This window comes from Schaalia sp., from assembly GCF_050312375.1.
GTDB classification, from domain to species: Bacteria; Actinomycetota; Actinomycetes; order Actinomycetales; family Actinomycetaceae; genus Pauljensenia; species Pauljensenia hyovaginalis.
The window spans coordinates 1-18,993 of the sequence record NZ_JBNOYB010000113.1 but is presented as its reverse complement, the minus strand read 5'-3'; the positions used below and the strand labels follow the sequence as shown (position 1 = coordinate 18,993).

Genomic DNA, 18,993 nt, shown 5'->3' with positions numbered 1-18,993 from the left:
GATGAGAATCAACGAGATATTCCTCAAGGACGTCGCACGTTCCATCGAGGGCGTCGTCAAAGCCGATGACGCAGACCATCTGCGGGTCGAGGTCGAGGAGTACGTCCTGACGAACGACGCAGCCAAAGGGGTCGCGCCGCTCCTTGAGGAGTACACGAATTACACGAACGCGAACGGCGTGTGGATCTCGGGCTTCTTCGGTTCCGGCAAGTCGCACCTGTTGAAGATGCTCGCCCACCTGCTTGGCGACGTCGAGGGCCAGGAGTTTCCCCGCGAGGAGGTCGCCGCGATCTTCCATTCGAAGGCGGACGACGCGATGCTCCAGGCGTCGCTGCGCAAAGCGGCGAGCATCCCGGCGAAGTCCCTACTGTTCAACATCGATCAGAAGGCAACCCTGATCTCGAAGGACCAGACGGACGCCCTGCTCAAGGTTTTCGTCAAGGTTTTCGACGAGAGCCGGGGCTACTACGGCAACGACGGAGCTGTCGCGCGCTTCGAGCGGGACCTTGATCGTCGCGGTCAGTACGGGGCATTCAAGGAGGCCTTTGAGCGGCATGCCGGCATCGCCTGGTCGCAGGGACGCGAGCAGACCGCCCTCGAGGGGCACAATATCGACGCCGCATTCGCCGAGGTCAACGGGGAGGCGAATCCCGGGATCATCGGGCAGTACCAGTCCTCGTACGCCGTGTCGATCGAGGATTTCGCGGATTCCGTGAAGGAATGGATCGACGAGCAGGCCCCCGGCTACCGCCTGAATTTCTTCATCGACGAGGTCGGCCAGTTCATCGCCGACGACATCAAGCTCATGCTCAATCTTCAGACGATCGTCGAGTCTCTCAACACGAAGTGCCGGGGGCGCGCATGGGTGTTCGTCACCTCGCAGGAGGACATGGAGAAGGTCATCGGTGACCGTTCGCGGCAGCAGAGCAATGACTTTTCGAAGATCCAGGCGCGTTTCGGCGTCAAGGTGAAGCTCACGAGCCAGGACGTCGAGGAGGTCATCGCGAAGCGCCTCCTGGAGAAGAACACCGAGGGTGTGGCCGCGCTCGCGGAGGTCTACCGGGCGGAGTCAGCGAATTTCCCGACAATCTTCAACTTCGCCGACGGAGCGAAGAATTACCGGAACTACGTCGAGGAGTCGCGATTCGTCGCGACGTACCCCTTTGTCACGTATCAGATACCGATGTTCCAGGCGGCGATCGAGGGGCTCTCCGATCACAACATGTTCGAGGGGCGTAATTCCTCGGTCGGCGAGCGCTCGATGCTCGGCGTCGTTCAGCAGGTTGCCAAGCGGATCGGTGAGGAGCAGATCGGGTACCTCGCGACCTTCGATCAGATGTTCGCGGGTATCAGCGCCTCGTTGAAGTCGGCGGCGCAAAGCGCGATCCTCCAGGCGGAGAGGCACCTGCCGGATCCGGAGTCGGAGCTGACGATCCTCGCGAATCGCTTGCTCAAAGCACTGTTCCTCGTGAAGTACGTCGACTCCTTCAAGGCGACGCCCCGCAATCTCGCCGTCCTCGTTTACGACCGCTTCGGCCTCGATCTTCCGGGCTTGGGGACGCAGGTCCAGGAGGCCCTTAACCTCCTCGAGGCTCAGTCCTACGTCCAGCGCAACGGCAATCTCTATGAGTACCTGACGAATGAGGAACAGGAGATTGAGAAGGAGATCAAGGCTGTCGAGATCGACTCGTCCGAGGTTTCCGCCAAGCTCTTCCGCTACCTCAGTTCGGAGATCCTCCGGACGACGAAGATGCGGTATGAGAAGAACGGCCAGGACTTCTCGTTCGGCTACAAGCTCGATGACATCGTTCAGGGCAAACAACACGATCTGACCATCCACTTCATCACCCCGGAGACCGTGTACGAGGATAGGGAGATCCTCGCGCAGTCGATGGGTACCGATGAGCTGCGTGTCTTCCTCGGGCGAGACAAGCGCGTTCTTGCGGATCTTCGCCTCCTGCTCAAGACCGAGAAGTACATCAAGCAGCGGACGAATTCGGGGACTACCCCGTCGGTCCGCGCGATCCTTCAGTCGAAACAGATGCTTGTCGTGGAGCGGGACAAGGACCTCATTGAGCGATTGCGTCAGTTGCTCGGCAGGGCTCAGCTCATCGTCAATGCGACGGAGGTTCAGTCGAACGCCCAGGATCCGGTGATGCGAGTCCGTGACGGATTTCAGGAGTTGATCAGCCGCACGTACACGAACCTCGGTCTTCTCGGCGGTCGGGTCTACTCCGAGCAGCGCGTAGCGGAGATGGTGCGCAACGAGCCCGGTCTTGTCGATCAGACGGAGCAGAGCGCGCTCGTGTCTCCTGCGGCGGAGGTCGAGTCGTGGATCGACATGCAGTCGGGCTGTGGCGAGCAAGTGACGATCAAGAAGATCGTCGATCGCTTCGAGACGAAGCCCTACGGCTGGGATCTCGGGTCGATCGAAGTGGTTCTCGCGTGGCTCCTCGGTACGGGGAAGATCGTCCTCACCGTTGATGCGAATCCGGTGATGAGGACGGAGGCTGCGTCCGTCATCCGCAACACGGCGAAGCATCCGTGCATCCTCGTTGCGCCGCAGAAGGCCTACGATCCGCTCCGTGTCGCCGAGTTTCGGACATTCTGCGCGGACTTCTTCGACGACGGTTCGGCGCCGAGCGACGCGACCGAACTCGCTCGCTATGGCAAGGCGAGGCTTGCTGCCAAGCGCGATGAGCTCAAGGCCATTGTGGCTTCGAGTCGCTACCCCTTCGTCGCGCGCCTGTCCGATGTCATCGCCCTTCTCGACCAGGTGGCGGGACATCCGACTGAGTGGTATCTCACCGAGTTCGACGGAGCCGAAAAGCTGGCTGATGCGAAGGAAGACCTCATCGATCCGATCAGGACTTTCGTGAACGGCGCCCAGGCGAGGATCTTCGATGACGCACAGTCATTCCTCGCTGCGAACGCCGGTAATCTCGCTTTCCTCCCCGCGGGCGCATCCGATCGAGTGAGGGGTCTGTTGGATGACCCCAACGCCTTCCGCGGCGCCAAGATGAACACGCTGAAGGCGGCCGTTGATGAGTTGCGCGGACAGGTTGATGATCGCGTGCGCGAGGCGCGAGAGGAAGTCGTCGCGGCGATTGAGGGCCGGCGAGAGGAGCTGCTCGCGAGCCCGGACTACGCGCGCGCCGATGATTCTGTTCGTGCGAGCGTGATCTCTGAGATCGACCAAGTGGTCGCGTCGCTCAGTCGGCAGAACGAGATCTCGATGATCCATCAGACGCGGTCGATTTTTGAGCGTGACCGCTACACGGCGATGATCGAGAGTCTCGATGCTTCCGCTCGTGTCGATGACCCGGAGCCGGAGCCCGTGAAGAGCGTCGTCTCGATCACGACGATCAGCGTGAAGAGCGGTTCGGGGATCCTCGAGTCCGCGACCGATGTCGACGCCTATCTCGCTGCCCTGCGCAAGGCGCTCATTTCCGAACTCAATGATGGAAAGCGAATCGCACTCTGATGGAGACTGCACCTCTGAAGTCCTTTGCCACCTCGGCGCGCACGGAACTCCTCCGCGAGGTCGGTGCTCGCCTCACCTCTGTGCTCGCCCCGGGGTCCTCCGAGCGGGTCGAGCGTCCCTCGATCGTTGCATCCCTTGAGGACGCGATCACCGAGGCGGGAGGCGGTGAGGCCGGCCGCAAGCATGTCATTGACCGGGCCGCCTACATGTGGTTCAACCGGATTGTTGCACTGCGCTTCATGGATGCTAATGGCTATACGGGGATCGGCGTCGTCTCGCCGGCCACCGATCAGGTCGGTCAGCCGGAGGTCTTGGCGGTCGCGAAGCGGGGCCAGATCGACGGTGAGGTCGTGCGTCCTGCGGAAGCGGCGACGATTTTCGGGTTGCTTTCCGGCACCGTGCTGCCGAGCCCGGGCGGCGAGGCGCAGGCGGAGGCGTACGCTCTTCTCCTCACGAGCTACTGCCGTTTCTGGAATCGCGCGATGCCGTCCATGTTCGAGGCTGAGGGCGACTTCTCGGAGCTCCTCATTCCGGGGAATCTCCTTGCTGAGGGGTCTGTTCTCGATCGCGCGTGCAGTGTGCTGTCCGCCGAGGTATGCGAGGACGTCGAGGTGATCGGGTGGCTCTACCAGTTCTACATCTCGGAGCGCAAAGACGAGGTCTTCGCGGGGTTCAAGAAGAACGAGAAGGCGGGCGCTGAGGAGATCCCTGCGGCGACGCAGCTCTTCACGCCGCACTGGATCGTCCGCTACCTCGCGGAGAACTCCATCGGGCGTTTGTGGATGCTCAATCATCCGAATTCGACGTTGATCGAGCGGATGGATTACTACATCGAACCGGTCGATGAGGAGAACGATTTCCTTCGGATCGATTCGCCCGAGGAGATCACCGTCATCGATCCGGCGTGCGGCTCCGGGCATATGCTCACCTACGCTTTTGATCTGCTCTACGCGATCTACGAGGAGGAGGGCTATGCGCCTTCCTCGATCCCCACTTTGATCCTCGAGAAGAATCTGCGGGGCACGGAGATTGATCAGCGTGCCGGTGCGCTTGCCTCCTTCGCCCTGTCGATGAAGGCCGCGTCGAAGAGGAAGCGTTTCCTCAAGGAGGCCGTTGCCCCTCGGATCCAAGTGCTCGAACCGATCGTCTTCCGTCCCGATGAGCTCGACTTCCTCGCGTCGGGAGCGGGGGATCGCGAGGCAGAAGAGGCCTTCTGGAACATGTTCGAGCATGCCGATACCTTCGGCTCGCTCATCCAAGCGGACCCCTCCATGGTGGCAAGCGCCTCGCTGCGTCTTAGGATGCTTGATGGAGCGGGTGACATGCTCGTTGAGGAGACGCTCGACAAGGCGAAACGTGTGATCACTCAGGCGGAGTATCTCTTGCCCGGCTACTCCGTCGTCATCGCGAACCCGCCGTACATGGGTTCGAAGCAGATGAACGACCTGCTCTCTCGGTTCATGAAAGAGACCTTCCCGGAGGGGAAGTCGGATCTGTTCGCCGGCTTCGTGATCCGGTGCCTCAGCCTCCTTGCTCGCGACGGCCTCGCCGGTTTCATGACTCCGTTCGTATGGATGTTCATCAAGAGCTACGAAGCCTTGCGAAGGCGCATCATCGAGCGAAAGCGCATCGTCTCTCTCATCCAACTCGAGTACTCGGGCTTCGAGGGTGCGACGGTGCCCATCTGCACCTACGTTCTGCAGAACGGCCACTCGGAAGTCGCAGGATCCTTCGTTCGACTGTCAGACTTCGTCGGCCCAGCAGTTCAAGGGCCGACGGCGCTCAAGATCATCGAAGACGACAAGGCCACTCGTCGCGGAGCTTCGACCAGCGGAATGGAAGAACACCTCTTCCGAGTGAGTTCCTCAAGCTTCACGACGATTCCTGGATCCCCGATCGTCTACTGGCTGAGTGAAAAAATGCGGGCCACGTTCAACGAAGGACGCAATCTTGGAGAGATAGCTGAGCTACTCGTAGGACTCCGCACCGGCGACAACGCTCGCTTCTTGAGGTTCTGGTGGGAAGTCGACCAGCAACGAACGATGCTTCAGTGCTCGTCATTGACCGAAGCGAAGATCAGCGGACGTCGCTGGTTCCCCTACAACAAGGGGGGCTCTTTCCGACGTTGGTATGGTAACCATGAGTATGTTGTCAACTGGGAAAACGATGGGCGCGAGATTGAAGAAGGACTCGCAAAGCGCTATCCCTACTTAGTTCCTGCGGGACAGTCAGTCGTGCGCGGACAGGGGCGCGCCTGCTACTTTTCACCGTCAGTGTCATGGTCTGACATTTCCTCCGGAGAGGCTGCATTTCGGCGTTATCCAGCAGGATTCATCCATGACAGTACCGGACATTCTGGCTTCAGCGACTTGAGCACTCTTGACCAAGTGTCACTGCTAATGAATTCTTCTTTTTCGGCCATAGCTCTACAGGTCCTGGCGCCAACTATGCATTTTCATATAGGCTACGTAGGTCAAGTTCCGATTCCTCGAGGAATTGAAGAGATATCCACTGAGCGATTGGATAGACTTGTTATAAACTCAAAAAGCGACTGGGATAGTGCTGAGACTTCCTGGGGGTTCAGATGGAGCCCCTTGGTGGCCATTAGTCGAGACGGTCTGCCTTCGTAACGCCGACCAGCGGATTCCGAGCGAAGCCCCAGGATATCTCAAAAGCATCCCAGTCCCTCCTTGACTCATCAGTCAATATGGACACGCGATCCTTAGTTCCATCTGAGACATTATCGATGACCGGCAATCCTGCCACCTGCCCTACCTCGAAGTTCAGAGTGGGAGCAAGGGCTGACAGTTGCTCAAACGCAAGTTGAGAGTTGGTGAAAGCGAGAAGCCCAATTCGTTCATGGAGGCTCTCGGCAAACATGGATGTCCCAGCTACATCGAAGACGAAGCCAGGTGGATAGGCGCGAAAAGCCGGAGCGCCACTACTGACCTTCGACCATGACACTGACGGTGAAAAGTAGGTGTCCGGATTTCGGACCACAGAGCGCGGTCGGAAGTTGAAAATCTCTGCTCCGTCGTTTTCCCAGTTGACGACGAACTCCTGGTTGCCGTACCACTTCCGAAAGTCTCCACCTTTGTTGTAGGGGAACCAGCGAGCGCCACTTTGGACAGCGTCTTCACGCGATGTGCAAGCGAAGGCGATACGTGGGATCGATACTTCCCACCATTCCCTCAAGAACCTGTTGTTGTCACCAGTCTGAAGGCCGACGGCGAGAGATGCACTTTCGCCGAGTGTCGGGTTGATAGAGAAGGCAGACCTCATCTTTTCACTCAGCCAGTAGACGATCGGGGATCCGGGGATGACCGCCATGTCCTTCTGTGCGACAGAGAAGAACCCATCGTCACCCGCGCGCCCGTTGCGTTCGTTGTGCGCTGGGAAGACACGAGGCTTGTCCCCTTCGATATCGGAGAGCTCCATCCACGTGTACTTCCCTGGATGCGTCGGGTCTCCGCCAACTTCCCATACGGTTGCGGAAGTCCCGAAGGCAATGCGCATCACCATGTTATCCATGTGGAGCATCGCAACAATCGATGCGCAGCGTCGCAGCTTGTTCCGCAGCTTCTCAAATGAGGAGAGGAACATCCACGACTGCATGGTGACCTGAGCCATGAAGCCGTGCGGGCGAAGGAGAGTCAGACATCGCTCGATGAATGCGGCGAACAGATCCGACTTCCCCTCCGGGAAGGTCTCTTTCATGAACCGTGACTCGTTTGTGGAGCCTGGCGCTCAGTCCATCGGAGGCTTCAGTGGCATGGATGCACCAGTCATCGCGCAGATGGCTACCCCACTGGCTACCCTTTCCAACTCGTCAATCCAGAAGATGATGAGCATGGGACAACGACGACCTCGGCGAAAAGGAACCGGATCCATCTATCGCAACTCGCGCGGCCAATGGGTGGCAGCGATCGACGTGGGATGGTCGGAGAGCGGAAAACGCCGCCGCCTCACCTTCAAGGCCCGGACGCGTGCCGCAGTGCGAGCGCGTCTCTCTCAGGCGCAGCAGCGCATCGCCGTCGAAGGGCCGAGCGCCTCCTTCTCCTCGCTCAGCGTCAAACGGTGGGCCGATGAATGGCTGGATCAGCGGCAGAGGATCGTCCGACCCGGCACTTTTGTTTCGGACCAGTCCTCGATCCGCAGATGGATCATCCCCATCATCGGGCACATCAGACTCGACGCCCTCACCCCGGCGGACATCCGAGCCGTCTCACGGGCCCAAGAAGAATCCGGCCTCGCCCTGCCGACCATGCAGAGAACCCATGTGGTCCTCAAGAAGCTGCTCGCTGACGCCGTGGCCGAGGGATACCAGGTGAGTCATCGGACCCGCGACGCAAGCAGTCCCGGCGTTGGGACATCCCCCCGCCAAGCCCTGAGCGTCGAAGAAGCCATGCGGATTCTCGACATCGCCAAAACCCGCCCCGACAGCTCACGATGGATCGCCGCCCTCGTCGAAGGACTCAGGCCCGCCGAAGCACTCGGACTCACGTGGGACCAGATCGACCTCGATACGGAAACAATGATCCTCGCCTGGCAGCTCAAAGCCCTGCCGTATAGGAGGCACAGAGAGCCGGCGAGTGGCTTCCGTGTTCCCAGAGGCTTCGAATACCGGCACCTCGAAGGCGCCTACCACCTCGTGCGCCCCAAGACCCGTGCCGGCACCCGCGTCGTACCCCTCGCCCCCGCCCTCGTCGATGCACTGAAGAGCTGGAGGGGACGAACTCCCTCGTCGCACGACCTCGTGTGGCCGAGGGAGAACGGATCACCACGATCTGCTGAATTCGACCGTGGCCAGTGGTACGAGATCGTTGACGAGGCAGGGGTCAAGGTGACGCTGCCCGATGGAACGAGAAGACGCCCCCTGCTCTACGAAGCGCGTCACACAGCGGCCACACTCCTCCTCGCCAGCGGCGTCGACGAGACCACGATCAAAGCGATCCTCGGTCACTCAACGATTCTCAGCACCCAGACCTACCTCCACACCGACCGCACCCGGACCCGTGCAGCGCTTGCCGCGTCGGCTGAAATGCTCGGGCTCGGAAGGTAATCTTGAACCCGCACACCGGCTACCCGAATGGCTACCCCGAGAGCTTTTTCTCTGATGAACACGGGAACAGCCGTCCGATGAACACTCGCGAGGTATCAGTGAAGACTCTCGAAGACATCGTCGCCCAGCACCGCGAGGAATGGAAGCAGCGTTCCCTCGAACAGCAGCGGCTCGAAATCGAGAACAATGAAGCGGTTGCGAAACTCTACGGCCTCGAGGACGAAGTGCCCTCCTACGTGCCCCTCGAACGAGTCTCGCTCACCAACAACTCAGCATTCCGGTGGCCGAACAAAACGCCCGAAGAACGCGACGTCCTCTTCGACCAATCCGCGGTCATCGACCTCATCTCCTACGCCGTCGGATGCATGTTCGGCCGCTACAGCCTCGACGCACCTGGCCTGATCCTCGCTGACCAGGGATCCACTCTCGAGGACTACCTGGAGAAGATCCCCTCGCCGACCTTCATGCCCGACGCCGACAACGTCATTCCCATGCTCGACGCCGACTGGTTCGAAGACGACATCGTCGAACGATTCCGACTCTTCCTCCGCACCGTCTTCGGCGAGGAGCACTTCGAAGCGAACCTCCGCTACATCGTCGATCTCCTGGGGCTGAAGAACCTGCGCGAGTACTTCGTCAAGCCCGGAAAGAGGGGCGCCTCCTCGAAGTTCTACGACGACCACGTGCAGCGCTACAAGAAGCGCCCGATCTACTGGCTCTTCTCCAGCCCCAAGGGCTCGTTCAACGCGCTCATCTATATGCACCGCTACACGCCCTCGACGGTGTCCCGAGTCCTCACCTACCTCCGCGAGTACGTGACGAAGCTTGAGTCCGCACTCACCCGTGCCGAGCGCGACAATGACGCGAAGGAAGCGGATCGCCTGCGCGCCGTCCTCATCGAACTCAACGAGTACGAGCACGACGTCCTCTTCCCCAAAGCGACGGAGAACATCGAAATCGACCTCGACGACGGCGTGCGCCTCAACTACCCGAAGTTCGGGGATGCACTCAAGCGGATCAAAGGACTCGAAAAGGCGGAAGACTGACCGAGAACGAGGGGTGAGTGGATGAACGGCGAGGTGATCCTCTACAACGCCGACGATGGGGCGCAGATGCAACTGCGCGCCTCGGGAGGGACGGTATGGCTGACTCAAGCCGAAATGGCGGAGCTGTATGGAACCTCGATCCCCAACGTTGCTCAGATCATCGGACGTGTTCTTAAGGACGGGGAAGTCACCGAGGCAACTATTCACTCAGAGTTAATAGTTCGTCGAGAAGGCGAACGAGACGTCCGTCGGCAGCTCAAGGTCTACAACCTCGACATGATCCTTGCTGTCGGCTACCGCGTGACGACTCCTCGTGCAGTCCAGTTCCGGCAGTGGGCGACGAGCGTCCTCAAGGACTACCTCGTCAAGGGCTTCGCCATGGACGACGCGAAGCTCAAGGGCTCGGACGGCTGGGACTACTTCGACGAGTGGTTGGAGCGCATTCGCGCCATCCGCGCCTCGGAGAAGCGCTTCTACCAGAAAGTCCGCGACCTCTACACGACGGCAATCGACTACGACCCGTCGAGCGACGCGGCGAAGGCCTTCTTCGCGAAGGTCCAGAACAAGATGCTCTGGGCTGTGACAGGGCACACCGCCGCGGAGATCATCTCCCTGCGCTCCGACCCCACGGCCTCGAACATGGGCCTCACCTCGTGGAGCGGAACCGTCGTGCGCAAATGCGACGTTACGACCGCCAAGAATTACCTCCAGACGACCGAGATCTCAGAACTCGACCGCATCGTCACCATGTACCTGGACTACGCAGAGGACCAGGCGAAGCGCCGACAGACGATGACGATGCGCGAGTGGGAGGAACGCTTCGATGCCTTCCTCAGCTTCAACGAGCGCGAACTCCTCACTCACTCCGGCAAAGTGCGCGCGAAGGTCGCCAAGGCGCTCGCCGAAGAACGCTACGACGCATTCGACGCCGAACGACGACATCAGCAGGCGATCGCCGCCGACGAAGACGACGCCCGAATCCTCCGGGAACTCGAGCAGAAGACGGAGAACCGCGAATGAGCGACCAAATCACCCGCCACCTGCGTCAACGCTTCGAAACGCAGCGGATCCTCTTCTGGCACGACGCCTCTGGCGAGTACGCCGACAGTGCGGAACAGCTCGTTCCTGAGGACGTCACGCTTCTGCGTGTCCAGGGCGACGAGTTCGGCATCAAGCACCGCCTGCTCACCGACCAGGAGAGCAAGTACCTCGTCTACCGCACAGGAGAGATCCCCGCTGGGATCGGTGACTGGCTGCTCGATCAAGAACTCGCCCACGGCGTCTTCACCGCCGACAAGACCGCGATCATCCAGCAGGAACTCGGGATCGAAAACCCGCACCTCCTCCCCATCATCGAAGCCCACCCGAAGTTCTTCGCGGCCGCCGCACGCAAGCAGGCGCTCGAAAAGCTCCACATCGACGGCGACGACCCCGCACTCCTCCGAGCCAAGATGTGCCAGGTGCTCCTCAAGTCCGCTAGTCATCGGCTCTCCGACATCATGCGGGAAATCCTCCTCGAGGCCGCAGACTCCAAACACGCGAAGATCGACGACCTCACAGCCTACGGCCTCGACGAATTCTTCTGGGCGGGGCTGCGCGACATCTACGGATACCGGAGTGACGCGCCGACCGTCGACGACTTCATCCTGTGGATCTTCGCCCGAGCAATGGACGACTTCGCCTCGGACACTCCCGACGCCTACCGGAACATCCGCAACGACTACCGGAACCTCATCTACGACGTGCGCACGCGCGAGGCCATGAAGACCCTCGCGACTCGAGCTGCCCGGGACCTCGGCGTCGCCTCCACGATCGAAAACCGGAGTCTCGACGACCTTCAAGATCAGACGACCTTCGAGGAGATCGAGCAGAAGATCGTCGCCGAGCTCGCGGTCGCGGTTGCCGAACGGACGACGGGTCCACGCGACGTCGAGGCCATCGTCCGTCGTCGACGCGACGGTCTCTGGTACGCCACGTACGAGCCGCTCTACACCGCTCTTCAGAGCGCCGCCGAACTGCTCGCCGCCATCGCCGCACTCCCCGACACCATCGACTCAGTCGCTGAAGGACTGACGACGTACCAGTCCGAGTGGTTCCGAATCGATCAGCACTACCGCCATTTCATCGTCGCCGGAAGATCCGCCGAGTACCAGAAGCCCCTCATCGCCCTCAAAGCCGAGATCGACAAGCAGTACGCGAACCGGTACCTCTACACCCTCGGAAGCGCCTGGCAGGCCGTCCTCGACACTCTTCACGACTGGAAGACGCCCGCCTTGTCCCCCCAACGGCGCTTCTTCGACGAGCGCGTTGCGCCGATCCTCAGAGGCGGCCGCTCGAAAGCCGTCGTCATCATCTCCGATGCCCTTCGCTACGAGATCGCCGAAGAGCTCGCCTCGAAGATCCGCTCCGAAGATCGCTACGACGCCGAACTCGGCGCCGTCCTCGGCTCCCTCCCCAGCTACACGCAGCTCGGGATGGCGGCTCTCCTTCCGCATTCGAGCCTCGAGATCGACCCGAGCAGCACGCCCGTCTTCGCAGACGGGCGTCGTACCGACGGGACGGCGAACCGGGCGAAGATCCTGCAGACCGTTAACGGAACCGCGATCGGCGCTCAGGACGTGCTCACCATGCCGATCGAGGACCTGCGCGAGCTCTACAAGGCCAACCAGGTCGTCTACGTCTATCACAACGTCGTCGACGCGACCGGCGACGACGCGACGACCGAACAGGGAGTCTTCGAAGCCGCCAACAAGGCAATGGACGAGATCATCCAGCTCCTCAAACGATGGACCAGCGCCAACGCGACGAACATCCTCGTCACCGCCGACCACGGATTCCTCTATCAGGACAATCCACTCGAGCAGTCCTCCTTCCTCTCCGAAAAGCCCCAGGGAGACCAGGTGACCTACTCGACCCGCCGCTTCGCCCTCGGCAAGAATCTGCACCCATCCTCGTCCTTCATGACCTTCAGCGCCGCTCAGGCTGGACTCGCAGGAGAGCTCGACATTCAGATCCCCAAGTCCATCCACCGGATCCCGCAGCCCGGGAAGGGCACGCGCTACGTCCACGGCGGCGCGACCCTCCAAGAGATCGTCGTACCTGTCATCGCGGTGAACAAGAAACGCAGGAGCGACGTCCGCTCCGTCGCCGTTGACCTCATGCCGGAAACCGACAAGATCACAACGGGGCAGCTCGCTGTGAAACTCGTCCAGCGTGAGGCGGTCACCGACAAGATCCAACCGCTGCGCGTGCGCCTCGGCCTCTATATCGGCGATGCCCTCATCTCCGACCAACCGGTCCTCACCTTCGACTCGACCTCCGAAAACCAGCACGACCGGTACCAGAGCGCCATCCTCTACCTCACCCAGGACGCCGACGAGTACAACCGCCGCGGCGTCGAACTCCGGCTCGAGGAACCGATCCCCAACACCACGCAATGGCGGACCTTCTCGACCGCGAACTACACGCTGCGGCGATCGTTCACGACCGACTTCGACTTCTAGGAGACGCGATGAGCACCCTCGACGACGCACTCGACGCGATGAACACACCCGACCCTGCACCGCTAACGACCGAAACGCCCGTCAAATCCGCCCTCGATGAGAAGATCAACGAATACTTCGCCGGCGCTGTCGTCCGCAAGGACCTCGTCAAAGCTGTCCGCGGCAACGCGGTCGTCCCCTCCTACGTCCTCGAATACCTCCTCGGCCAGTACGCCACCTCCGACGACGAATCGACGATCGTCGCCGGAATCGATGCCGTCCGCAAGATCCTCGCGGCCCACTACGTCAACCGGAACGAGCACATGCTCGCGAAATCCGAGATCCGCCGAAAGGGCCGCCACCGCGTCATCGACAAGGTCACCGTCACCCTCAACGAGAAGAACGACGTCCACGAGGCCGCTTTCGAGAATCTTCAAATCAAGGGAGTGATCGTCGACGATGCAACAGTGACGAGGAACCCGAAGCTCCTCGTCGGCGGTGTGTGGTGCATCTGCGACATCGAGTACTTCCACTCCGATGACGCGAAAGCCGTGCCGTGGATCCTCGCCTCGCTCAAGCCGATCCAGGTTGCGGCCGTCGACATCGAGCAGTACCTCCAAGCACGCAGCGCCTTCTCCACCGAGGAGTGGATCGACCTCCTCATGCAGTCGATCGGCCTCAACCCCGAGCAATTCAGTGACCGGGGAAAGCTCATCGCCCTCACACGACTCATCCCTTTCGTCGAGCGGAACTACAACCTCGTCGAACTCGGGCCAAAAGGCACCGGAAAGTCGCACACCTTCAGCGAATTCTCGCCGAACGGAATTCTCATCTCCGGCGGCGAGGTAACCGTCGCGAAGCTCTTCGTCAACAATGCGAGCGGACGCATCGGGCTCGTCGGCTACTGGGACTGCGTGGCATTCGACGAGTTCGCTGCAAACAAGCGAACGGACCAGAACCTCGTCAACGTCATGAAGAACTACCTCGCGAACAAGTCCTTCTCGCGGGGCACGAGCATCTACGGCGCCGAGGCTTCGATGGCCTTCATCGGCAACACGACGCACACGGTCCCGTACATGCTGAAGAACTCCGACCTATTCGACGAGCTCCCCGACTCCTACCGCGACCCGGCCTGGCTCGACCGCATCCACCACTACATCCCGGGCTGGGAGGTCGCGCCCATCCGCACCGAGATGTTCTCGCTTGGATACGGCTTCGTCGTCGATTACCTCGCCGAGATCCTCCGGGCGAAGCGCAGCGAGGACTACTCCGACAAGTACAAGGCCTACTTCGCCCTCGACCCGTCCCTCTCGACCCGGGACCAGGACGCGATACGCAAGACTTTCTCCGGACTGATGAAGCTCATTCATCCGACCGGTCAGGCCTCTGAGGAGGACACTCGCGTTCTCCTCGAATACGCCATCGAAGGGCGCAAGCGCGTCAAGGACTCGATCCTTCGAATCGACGCGACGATGCGCGACACCCCCGTCCGGTTCCGATACTCCGATTCGACAGGGGCGTGGCACGACGTCGCCGCGCTCGAGGAGACCCAGTACCCCCACCTCTATCGGCGGGACTGGTCTGTCGCCAAGGAGGACGTCGACGGTGCGGGTCACGAAGAAGCTCCTCTCCCGGTCGGAGGCTCGTCCTCGGAGATTCCAACGGGGCCGGCGGAGACCGGAGTCGTGAAGGACACGCAGGCGAACGCGACGACCGGGTCGACGGCCGCCGAGGACGCGGCCCCCGCCGAGGGGCATCGCGATTTCGTCGCCGGTCAGAGGGGAGTCACCTACGAGGATGTGCTCCTGCCGTACCTGCGCGGGGCGGCGCGCATCAGGATCACCGACCCGTACATCCGGCTCAGGCACCAGGGGCGCAATCTCGCCGACCTTCTCAGCCTGCTCGCCGAGGCGAAGGACGACGCCGATGAAATCGACGTCGAACTCGTGACCGTGCAAGAGCCGAAGGACGAGTACAAGGTTGCGCAGATCCAGATGCTGCGCGACATCCAGCAGGCTGCGAGCGCCGTCGGCGTCCGCCTCAACGTTCGTTTCACTAATGCGATCCACGACCGGCGCATCGAAACCGACCACGGGTGGCGGATCGATCTGGGCAAGGGGCTCGATATCTGGCAGAAGCCGAGCGACAACCCTTACGACTTCGCGCACAGGCACCAAAGGTTCCGGCTCGTCGGCGCGTCCTTCAGCGTCCACTACCTGCGGATCACGGAGGGCTGAGATCCCTTCGACAACGCAAGGTGATGCTTTCGGCGGGGAAAGGTGATGCTTTCGGCGGCCTTGGGGCGACAATGACCCCATGCACGCACTCCTCGCAGGGCTCACGACCCTCGACGTCATCCACGCGCTCGACCACGAGCCCGACACGGCCGCGAAAACAACCTCCATCGACCACGCGATGGCGGCTGGCGGCCCCGCGACGAACGCCGCAGTCGCCATCGCGGCCCTCGAGGCCCTGCGCCCCGATCGGAGCGCCGACGCGCCGTCGGTGGTCACCCTGCTCACCGCTCTGGGCGAGGGAGCGATCGCGAGGACCCTCGCCGAGGACCTCGCGAACTGCCGGGTCGGCGTGCGCGACGCCGGCGATCCGGCGTCGAAGGTGCGCGAGCCCGCGATCTCCTCGATCATCGAGCACCCGGGCGGTCGCATGGTCGCCTCCACGAACGCGCGCATCTCGGTCGACGCCTCCCTCGGTGCGCGGCTCCTGGAGGACGCGCTCGGATCCGCGGGTTCGCCGGACGTCGTCCTCGTCGACGGGCACAACCCCGATCTGGCCTCCCTCGTCCTCCAAGTCGGCGTCGCCCCCGAACCCGGCCCCGACGACGATCCCTTCGCCCGCTTCGAGGCGCGCCCCTCCCATCAGCGGATCCTCGACGGAGGCTCCTGGAAGGGCTGGTTCCTGCCCCTCCTTCCCTTCATCGACATCGCCGTCGTGTCCGCCGATTTCCGCCCGCCCCTGCTCTCCAGCGCTGAGGGCGAGGGGGTCGCCGACTTCCTGAGGGGATTCGGGATCACGCGGACGATCCGGACCCGCGGGCCGCAGGCCGTCGAATGGTGGTGGGACGGCCGCTCCGGAACCACCGGAGTCGACGCGGTCGAAGCGGTGTCGACCCTCGGCGCGGGCGACATCTTCCACGGGGCCTTCGCCTGGGCCCTCGCCGTGCTTCACCAGGCCGGTCGGCCGCTGCCCGAAACGCCGGAGGGGTTGATCCGTTTCGCCTCGCGCATCGCGGGCGCCTCGACGACGCGCTTCGGAACCCGTTCGTGGCGCGAGGACCCGAGGGTCGGGGCCGAAGTCGAGGCGTTCCTCGACGGGCTCCTCAAAGGTTGAGCGGGAAGCGCCTCATCGGCTGGGCGTCACCGCGAACGCACGACCGGCACCCAGCGCTTCGCCCATTCGACGGAAGGGGCGTCGAGTGCCTCGACGTTCTCCCCGAGACCGAAGCGGGCATCGGCGACCTCGACCCGTGATCCGTCCGGGAGCAGGTGGAAGACATCCTGCGTCGCCTCGAGGAGGCCGAGGTCGGCATCGGTGGAGTCGTGAATGACGAGCGTCGGCTGATCCAAGCCGTTCAGCAGGACGACCGGGTCGCACAGGGACAGGTCGGCCAGGGTCTGCTTGGAGATCGTGAAACTGCGGCGTCTCGACGGGGAGTCATCGGGGATCGAGGTCGCTCCGATCTCCTCGAGGTCCCCGAGCTGCTCGTCGGAGAAGATCTGCGTCCAGTCGATCGACATCGGGGCGATCGAGGGCGAGGACAGCACGTAGGCCAGTACGGCCGTCGGACGCGCGGCGAGGGCCACCGTCGCCCCGAAGGAATGGCCGTGCACCAGCTGGCGCGCGAAGCCCTGATCGGCGAGCCAGCCGGAGGCTGCCCGGAGGTCTTCGACTTCGGCGTCCAAGGTGATGATGTCGTCCCCCGATTCGCCGTGGCCCGAGTAGTCGAACTCGAGGGTCGCGTAGCCGGCCGCGCGGTAGCGGCGTGCGAGACGGTCGAAGTGCTCCGCCGAATGCCGGTCGGCGAGGAAGGAGTGCGAGAAGAGCACCGCCGCGTCCCCGGAATCGACGGGGTTGACGAAGGTCCCCGCCAGCTCGACGCCGCGGGGTGTGGGAATCTTCGTCTCGGCCACGCCTCCACCGTAGCGGCCCGTGGAAACGAGGGCGAGCCCTTTTTCGACAAGCGCTCATCTGTAACGTGAGCCGTCGCACCGGGCGGAGCTCTCGAGCGGGCTTCAGGGCGGGAGGCGAGGGCGGTTAGGCTTGACCCGACCCTGGCGCGCCTCGCCCCGGGGTGAGCACCTGAGTGAAGGAGACCCGATGGGGACGAAGTTCGGACTGATCCTCGGCCTCGGAGCCGGTTACGTGCTCGGCACGCGCGCCGGGCGCGAACAGTACGAGAAGATCCGTCGGGCTGCGGCCAGGGCCCGCCGCTTCCCCCCGGTGGCCAAGCCCCTCGATCGTGCCGGCGAGAAGGTCTCCGACATCGTGCGCGCTCAGGGCGAACGCGTCACCGACAAGGTCGCCGACGCCGTGAAGGAGCGCCTCTTCGGCGCCCCGCCCTCAACCCCGCCTTCCCGAGTCGTTGACGTCGACGCCGAGGGAGGACGGGCCCCTGCTCCTTCGACTCGCGCTCGATGAGCGCCCTCATGACACCCTCTCCCGCCCTCGGCCCTGAATCGGCCGACGGCGCCCAGGCGCCGACGAAGGCCCAGATCCGTCGCTGGCGCCGCCACCTCGCTGAAGAGCGGATGGAGGCGCGCACCTACCGCTCCCTCGCGGAGCGGCGCACCGGCTGGGAGCGCGAGGTCCTTCTCCAGCTCGCCGAGGCCGAGCGCCGCCACGAGGAGTACTGGCTCGCCCTGCTCGGCGAGCGCGCCCTGCCCGCTCCGAAGCCGCGCCTGCGCGTGCGGATCTCCGCCTGGCTCGCTCAGATGTTCGGGACGATCTTCATCCTCGCGATGGCCCAGCGGGCCGAGCAGCGCACGACCTACGACATCGACGAGGACGCCCCCGCTCAGATGGCGGCCGACGAGCACATTCACGGAGAGGTCATCCGCGGGCTCACCGCGCGCTCCCGTGAGGCCCTCGCGGGCACCTTCCGCGCCGCCGTCTTCGGGGCGAATGACGGTCTCGTCTCCAACCTCGCCCTGGTCCTGGGCGTCGCGGCGACGGGGATGGCCCCCGGCCTCGTCCTCGCGACCGGCGTCGCCGGTCTGCTCGCGGGCGCCCTGTCCATGGCGGCGGGTGAATGGGTGAGCGTGCGCAGTCAGCGCGAGCTCCTCGACGCGTCGATCCCGGATCCGGACGCCCATCAGGCGGTGCCCGCCCTGGATGTCAACGCCAACGAGCTCGCCCTCGTCTTCAGGGCTCGCGGTGAGAGCCCCGAAGCCGCGGACGCGCACGCCGCGACGATCTTCGCCCAGCTCGCCCGTCCCGCCATCACCGAATCCGGGGCGATCGCCGTGCGCGCGGCCCTCGGCGGGGGCGAGGCGGTCAACGGCGCCACCGAACAGGTGGGCACGCCCTGGAGGGCGGCCGCCTCCTCCTTCTGCTTCTTCGCGATCGGCGCCTTCTTCCCGCTCGTCCCCTACATTTTCGGCATGTCGGGTCCGGGGGCGATCGCGCTCGCGGCCCTCATCGTCGGGCTCGCGCTGCTGGGGACGGGCGGAGTCGTCGGCATCCTCTCCGGGCAGTCCCCGGCCCCGCGCGCCCTGCGCCAGCTCCTCATCGGTTACGGCGCCGCCGGTGTCACCTACGTCCTCGGTCTCCTCTTCGGGACGACGGCCGCCTGAATCGCGGTCCGGGGTGCGCGAATCCCCGTGATGACGCGACAATGATGAGCGTGCTCGATGCCCTCAACCACGCGCTGCCGGACTTCTTCCGAGTGATCGACCTCATCGG

At 63.0% G+C, this 18,993-nt stretch carries 12 protein-coding genes; 10 read left to right on the top strand and 2 right to left on the bottom strand.

Annotated features, from left to right (window positions below):
• Position 1 precedes the first annotated feature (1 nt).
• Positions 2-3,484: a BREX system P-loop protein BrxC gene (gene brxC, locus ACQY7V_RS09055; RefSeq protein WP_184451418.1), complete on the top strand. Its 3,483-nt coding sequence runs from the start codon at positions 2-4 to the stop codon at positions 3,482-3,484.
• Positions 3,484-6,114 (top strand): BREX-1 system adenine-specific DNA-methyltransferase PglX, encoded by a 2,631-nt coding sequence (gene pglX / locus ACQY7V_RS09050; protein ID WP_428639892.1) that lies wholly within the window; start codon positions 3,484-3,486, stop codon positions 6,112-6,114. The genes brxC and pglX overlap by 1 nt, the downstream gene beginning before the upstream one ends.
• On the opposite strand, the gene ACQY7V_RS09045 is transcribed toward pglX, so the two are convergent.
• Positions 6,089-7,201, bottom strand: coding sequence for an Eco57I restriction-modification methylase domain-containing protein (locus ACQY7V_RS09045; protein WP_428639890.1), 1,113 nt, complete (start codon positions 7,199-7,201; stop codon positions 6,089-6,091). The genes pglX and ACQY7V_RS09045 overlap by 26 nt on opposite strands.
• A 277-nt stretch (positions 7,202-7,478) precedes the next feature.
• Here ACQY7V_RS09045 and ACQY7V_RS09040 point away from each other — a divergent pair, with 277 nt between their 5' ends.
• From ACQY7V_RS09040 to ACQY7V_RS09015, 6 genes are all read left to right on the top strand, one after another.
• Positions 7,479-8,546 carry a tyrosine-type recombinase/integrase gene (locus tag ACQY7V_RS09040; protein ID WP_428639887.1) on the top strand — a complete coding sequence of 356 codons (1,068 nt, stop codon included), beginning with the start codon at positions 7,479-7,481 and terminating at the stop codon, positions 8,544-8,546.
• A 98-nt stretch (positions 8,547-8,644) separates the two neighbouring features.
• Entirely contained in the window at positions 8,645-9,592 is a 948-nt protein-coding gene (locus ACQY7V_RS09035) for a hypothetical protein (protein ID WP_277298642.1), read from the top strand.
• A 21-nt stretch (positions 9,593-9,613) separates the two neighbouring features.
• Positions 9,614-10,612, top strand: a complete 999-nt coding sequence (locus ACQY7V_RS09030; RefSeq protein WP_428639884.1) for a virulence RhuM family protein — start codon at positions 9,614-9,616, stop codon at positions 10,610-10,612.
• Entirely contained in the window at positions 10,609-13,095 is a 2,487-nt protein-coding gene (gene pglZ, locus ACQY7V_RS09025; protein ID WP_277298640.1) for a BREX-1 system phosphatase PglZ type A, read from the top strand. The genes ACQY7V_RS09030 and pglZ overlap by 4 nt, the downstream gene beginning before the upstream one ends.
• 8 nt (positions 13,096-13,103) lie before the next feature.
• Positions 13,104-15,311 carry a BREX system Lon protease-like protein BrxL gene (brxL, locus tag ACQY7V_RS09020; RefSeq protein ID WP_428639881.1) on the top strand — a complete coding sequence of 736 codons (2,208 nt, stop codon included), beginning with the start codon at positions 13,104-13,106 and terminating at the stop codon, positions 15,309-15,311.
• Between the two features lie 79 nt (positions 15,312-15,390).
• Complete coding sequence (locus ACQY7V_RS09015) at positions 15,391-16,422, top strand: PfkB family carbohydrate kinase (RefSeq protein WP_277298638.1); 1,032 nt, start codon at positions 15,391-15,393, stop codon at positions 16,420-16,422.
• A gap of 26 nt (positions 16,423-16,448) precedes the next feature.
• Here the strand turns inward: ACQY7V_RS09015 and ACQY7V_RS09010 are convergent, their stop codons facing one another.
• On the bottom strand, positions 16,449-17,222 hold the full coding sequence (locus ACQY7V_RS09010; RefSeq protein WP_277298637.1) for an alpha/beta hydrolase: 774 nt from the start codon (positions 17,220-17,222) through the stop codon (positions 16,449-16,451).
• 187 nt (positions 17,223-17,409) lie between these two features.
• On the opposite strand from ACQY7V_RS09010, the gene ACQY7V_RS09005 reads away from it, so the two are divergent.
• Positions 17,410-17,730 carry a YtxH domain-containing protein gene (locus ACQY7V_RS09005; protein ID WP_277298636.1) on the top strand — a complete coding sequence of 107 codons (321 nt, stop codon included), beginning with the start codon at positions 17,410-17,412 and terminating at the stop codon, positions 17,728-17,730.
• A gap of 8 nt (positions 17,731-17,738) precedes the next feature.
• The gene (locus ACQY7V_RS09000; RefSeq protein WP_277298635.1) at positions 17,739-18,884 is read left to right on the top strand and encodes a VIT1/CCC1 transporter family protein; all 1,146 of its coding nucleotides are present in this window, start codon (positions 17,739-17,741) and stop codon (positions 18,882-18,884) included.
• The last annotated feature ends 109 nt before the right edge of the window (positions 18,885-18,993 follow it).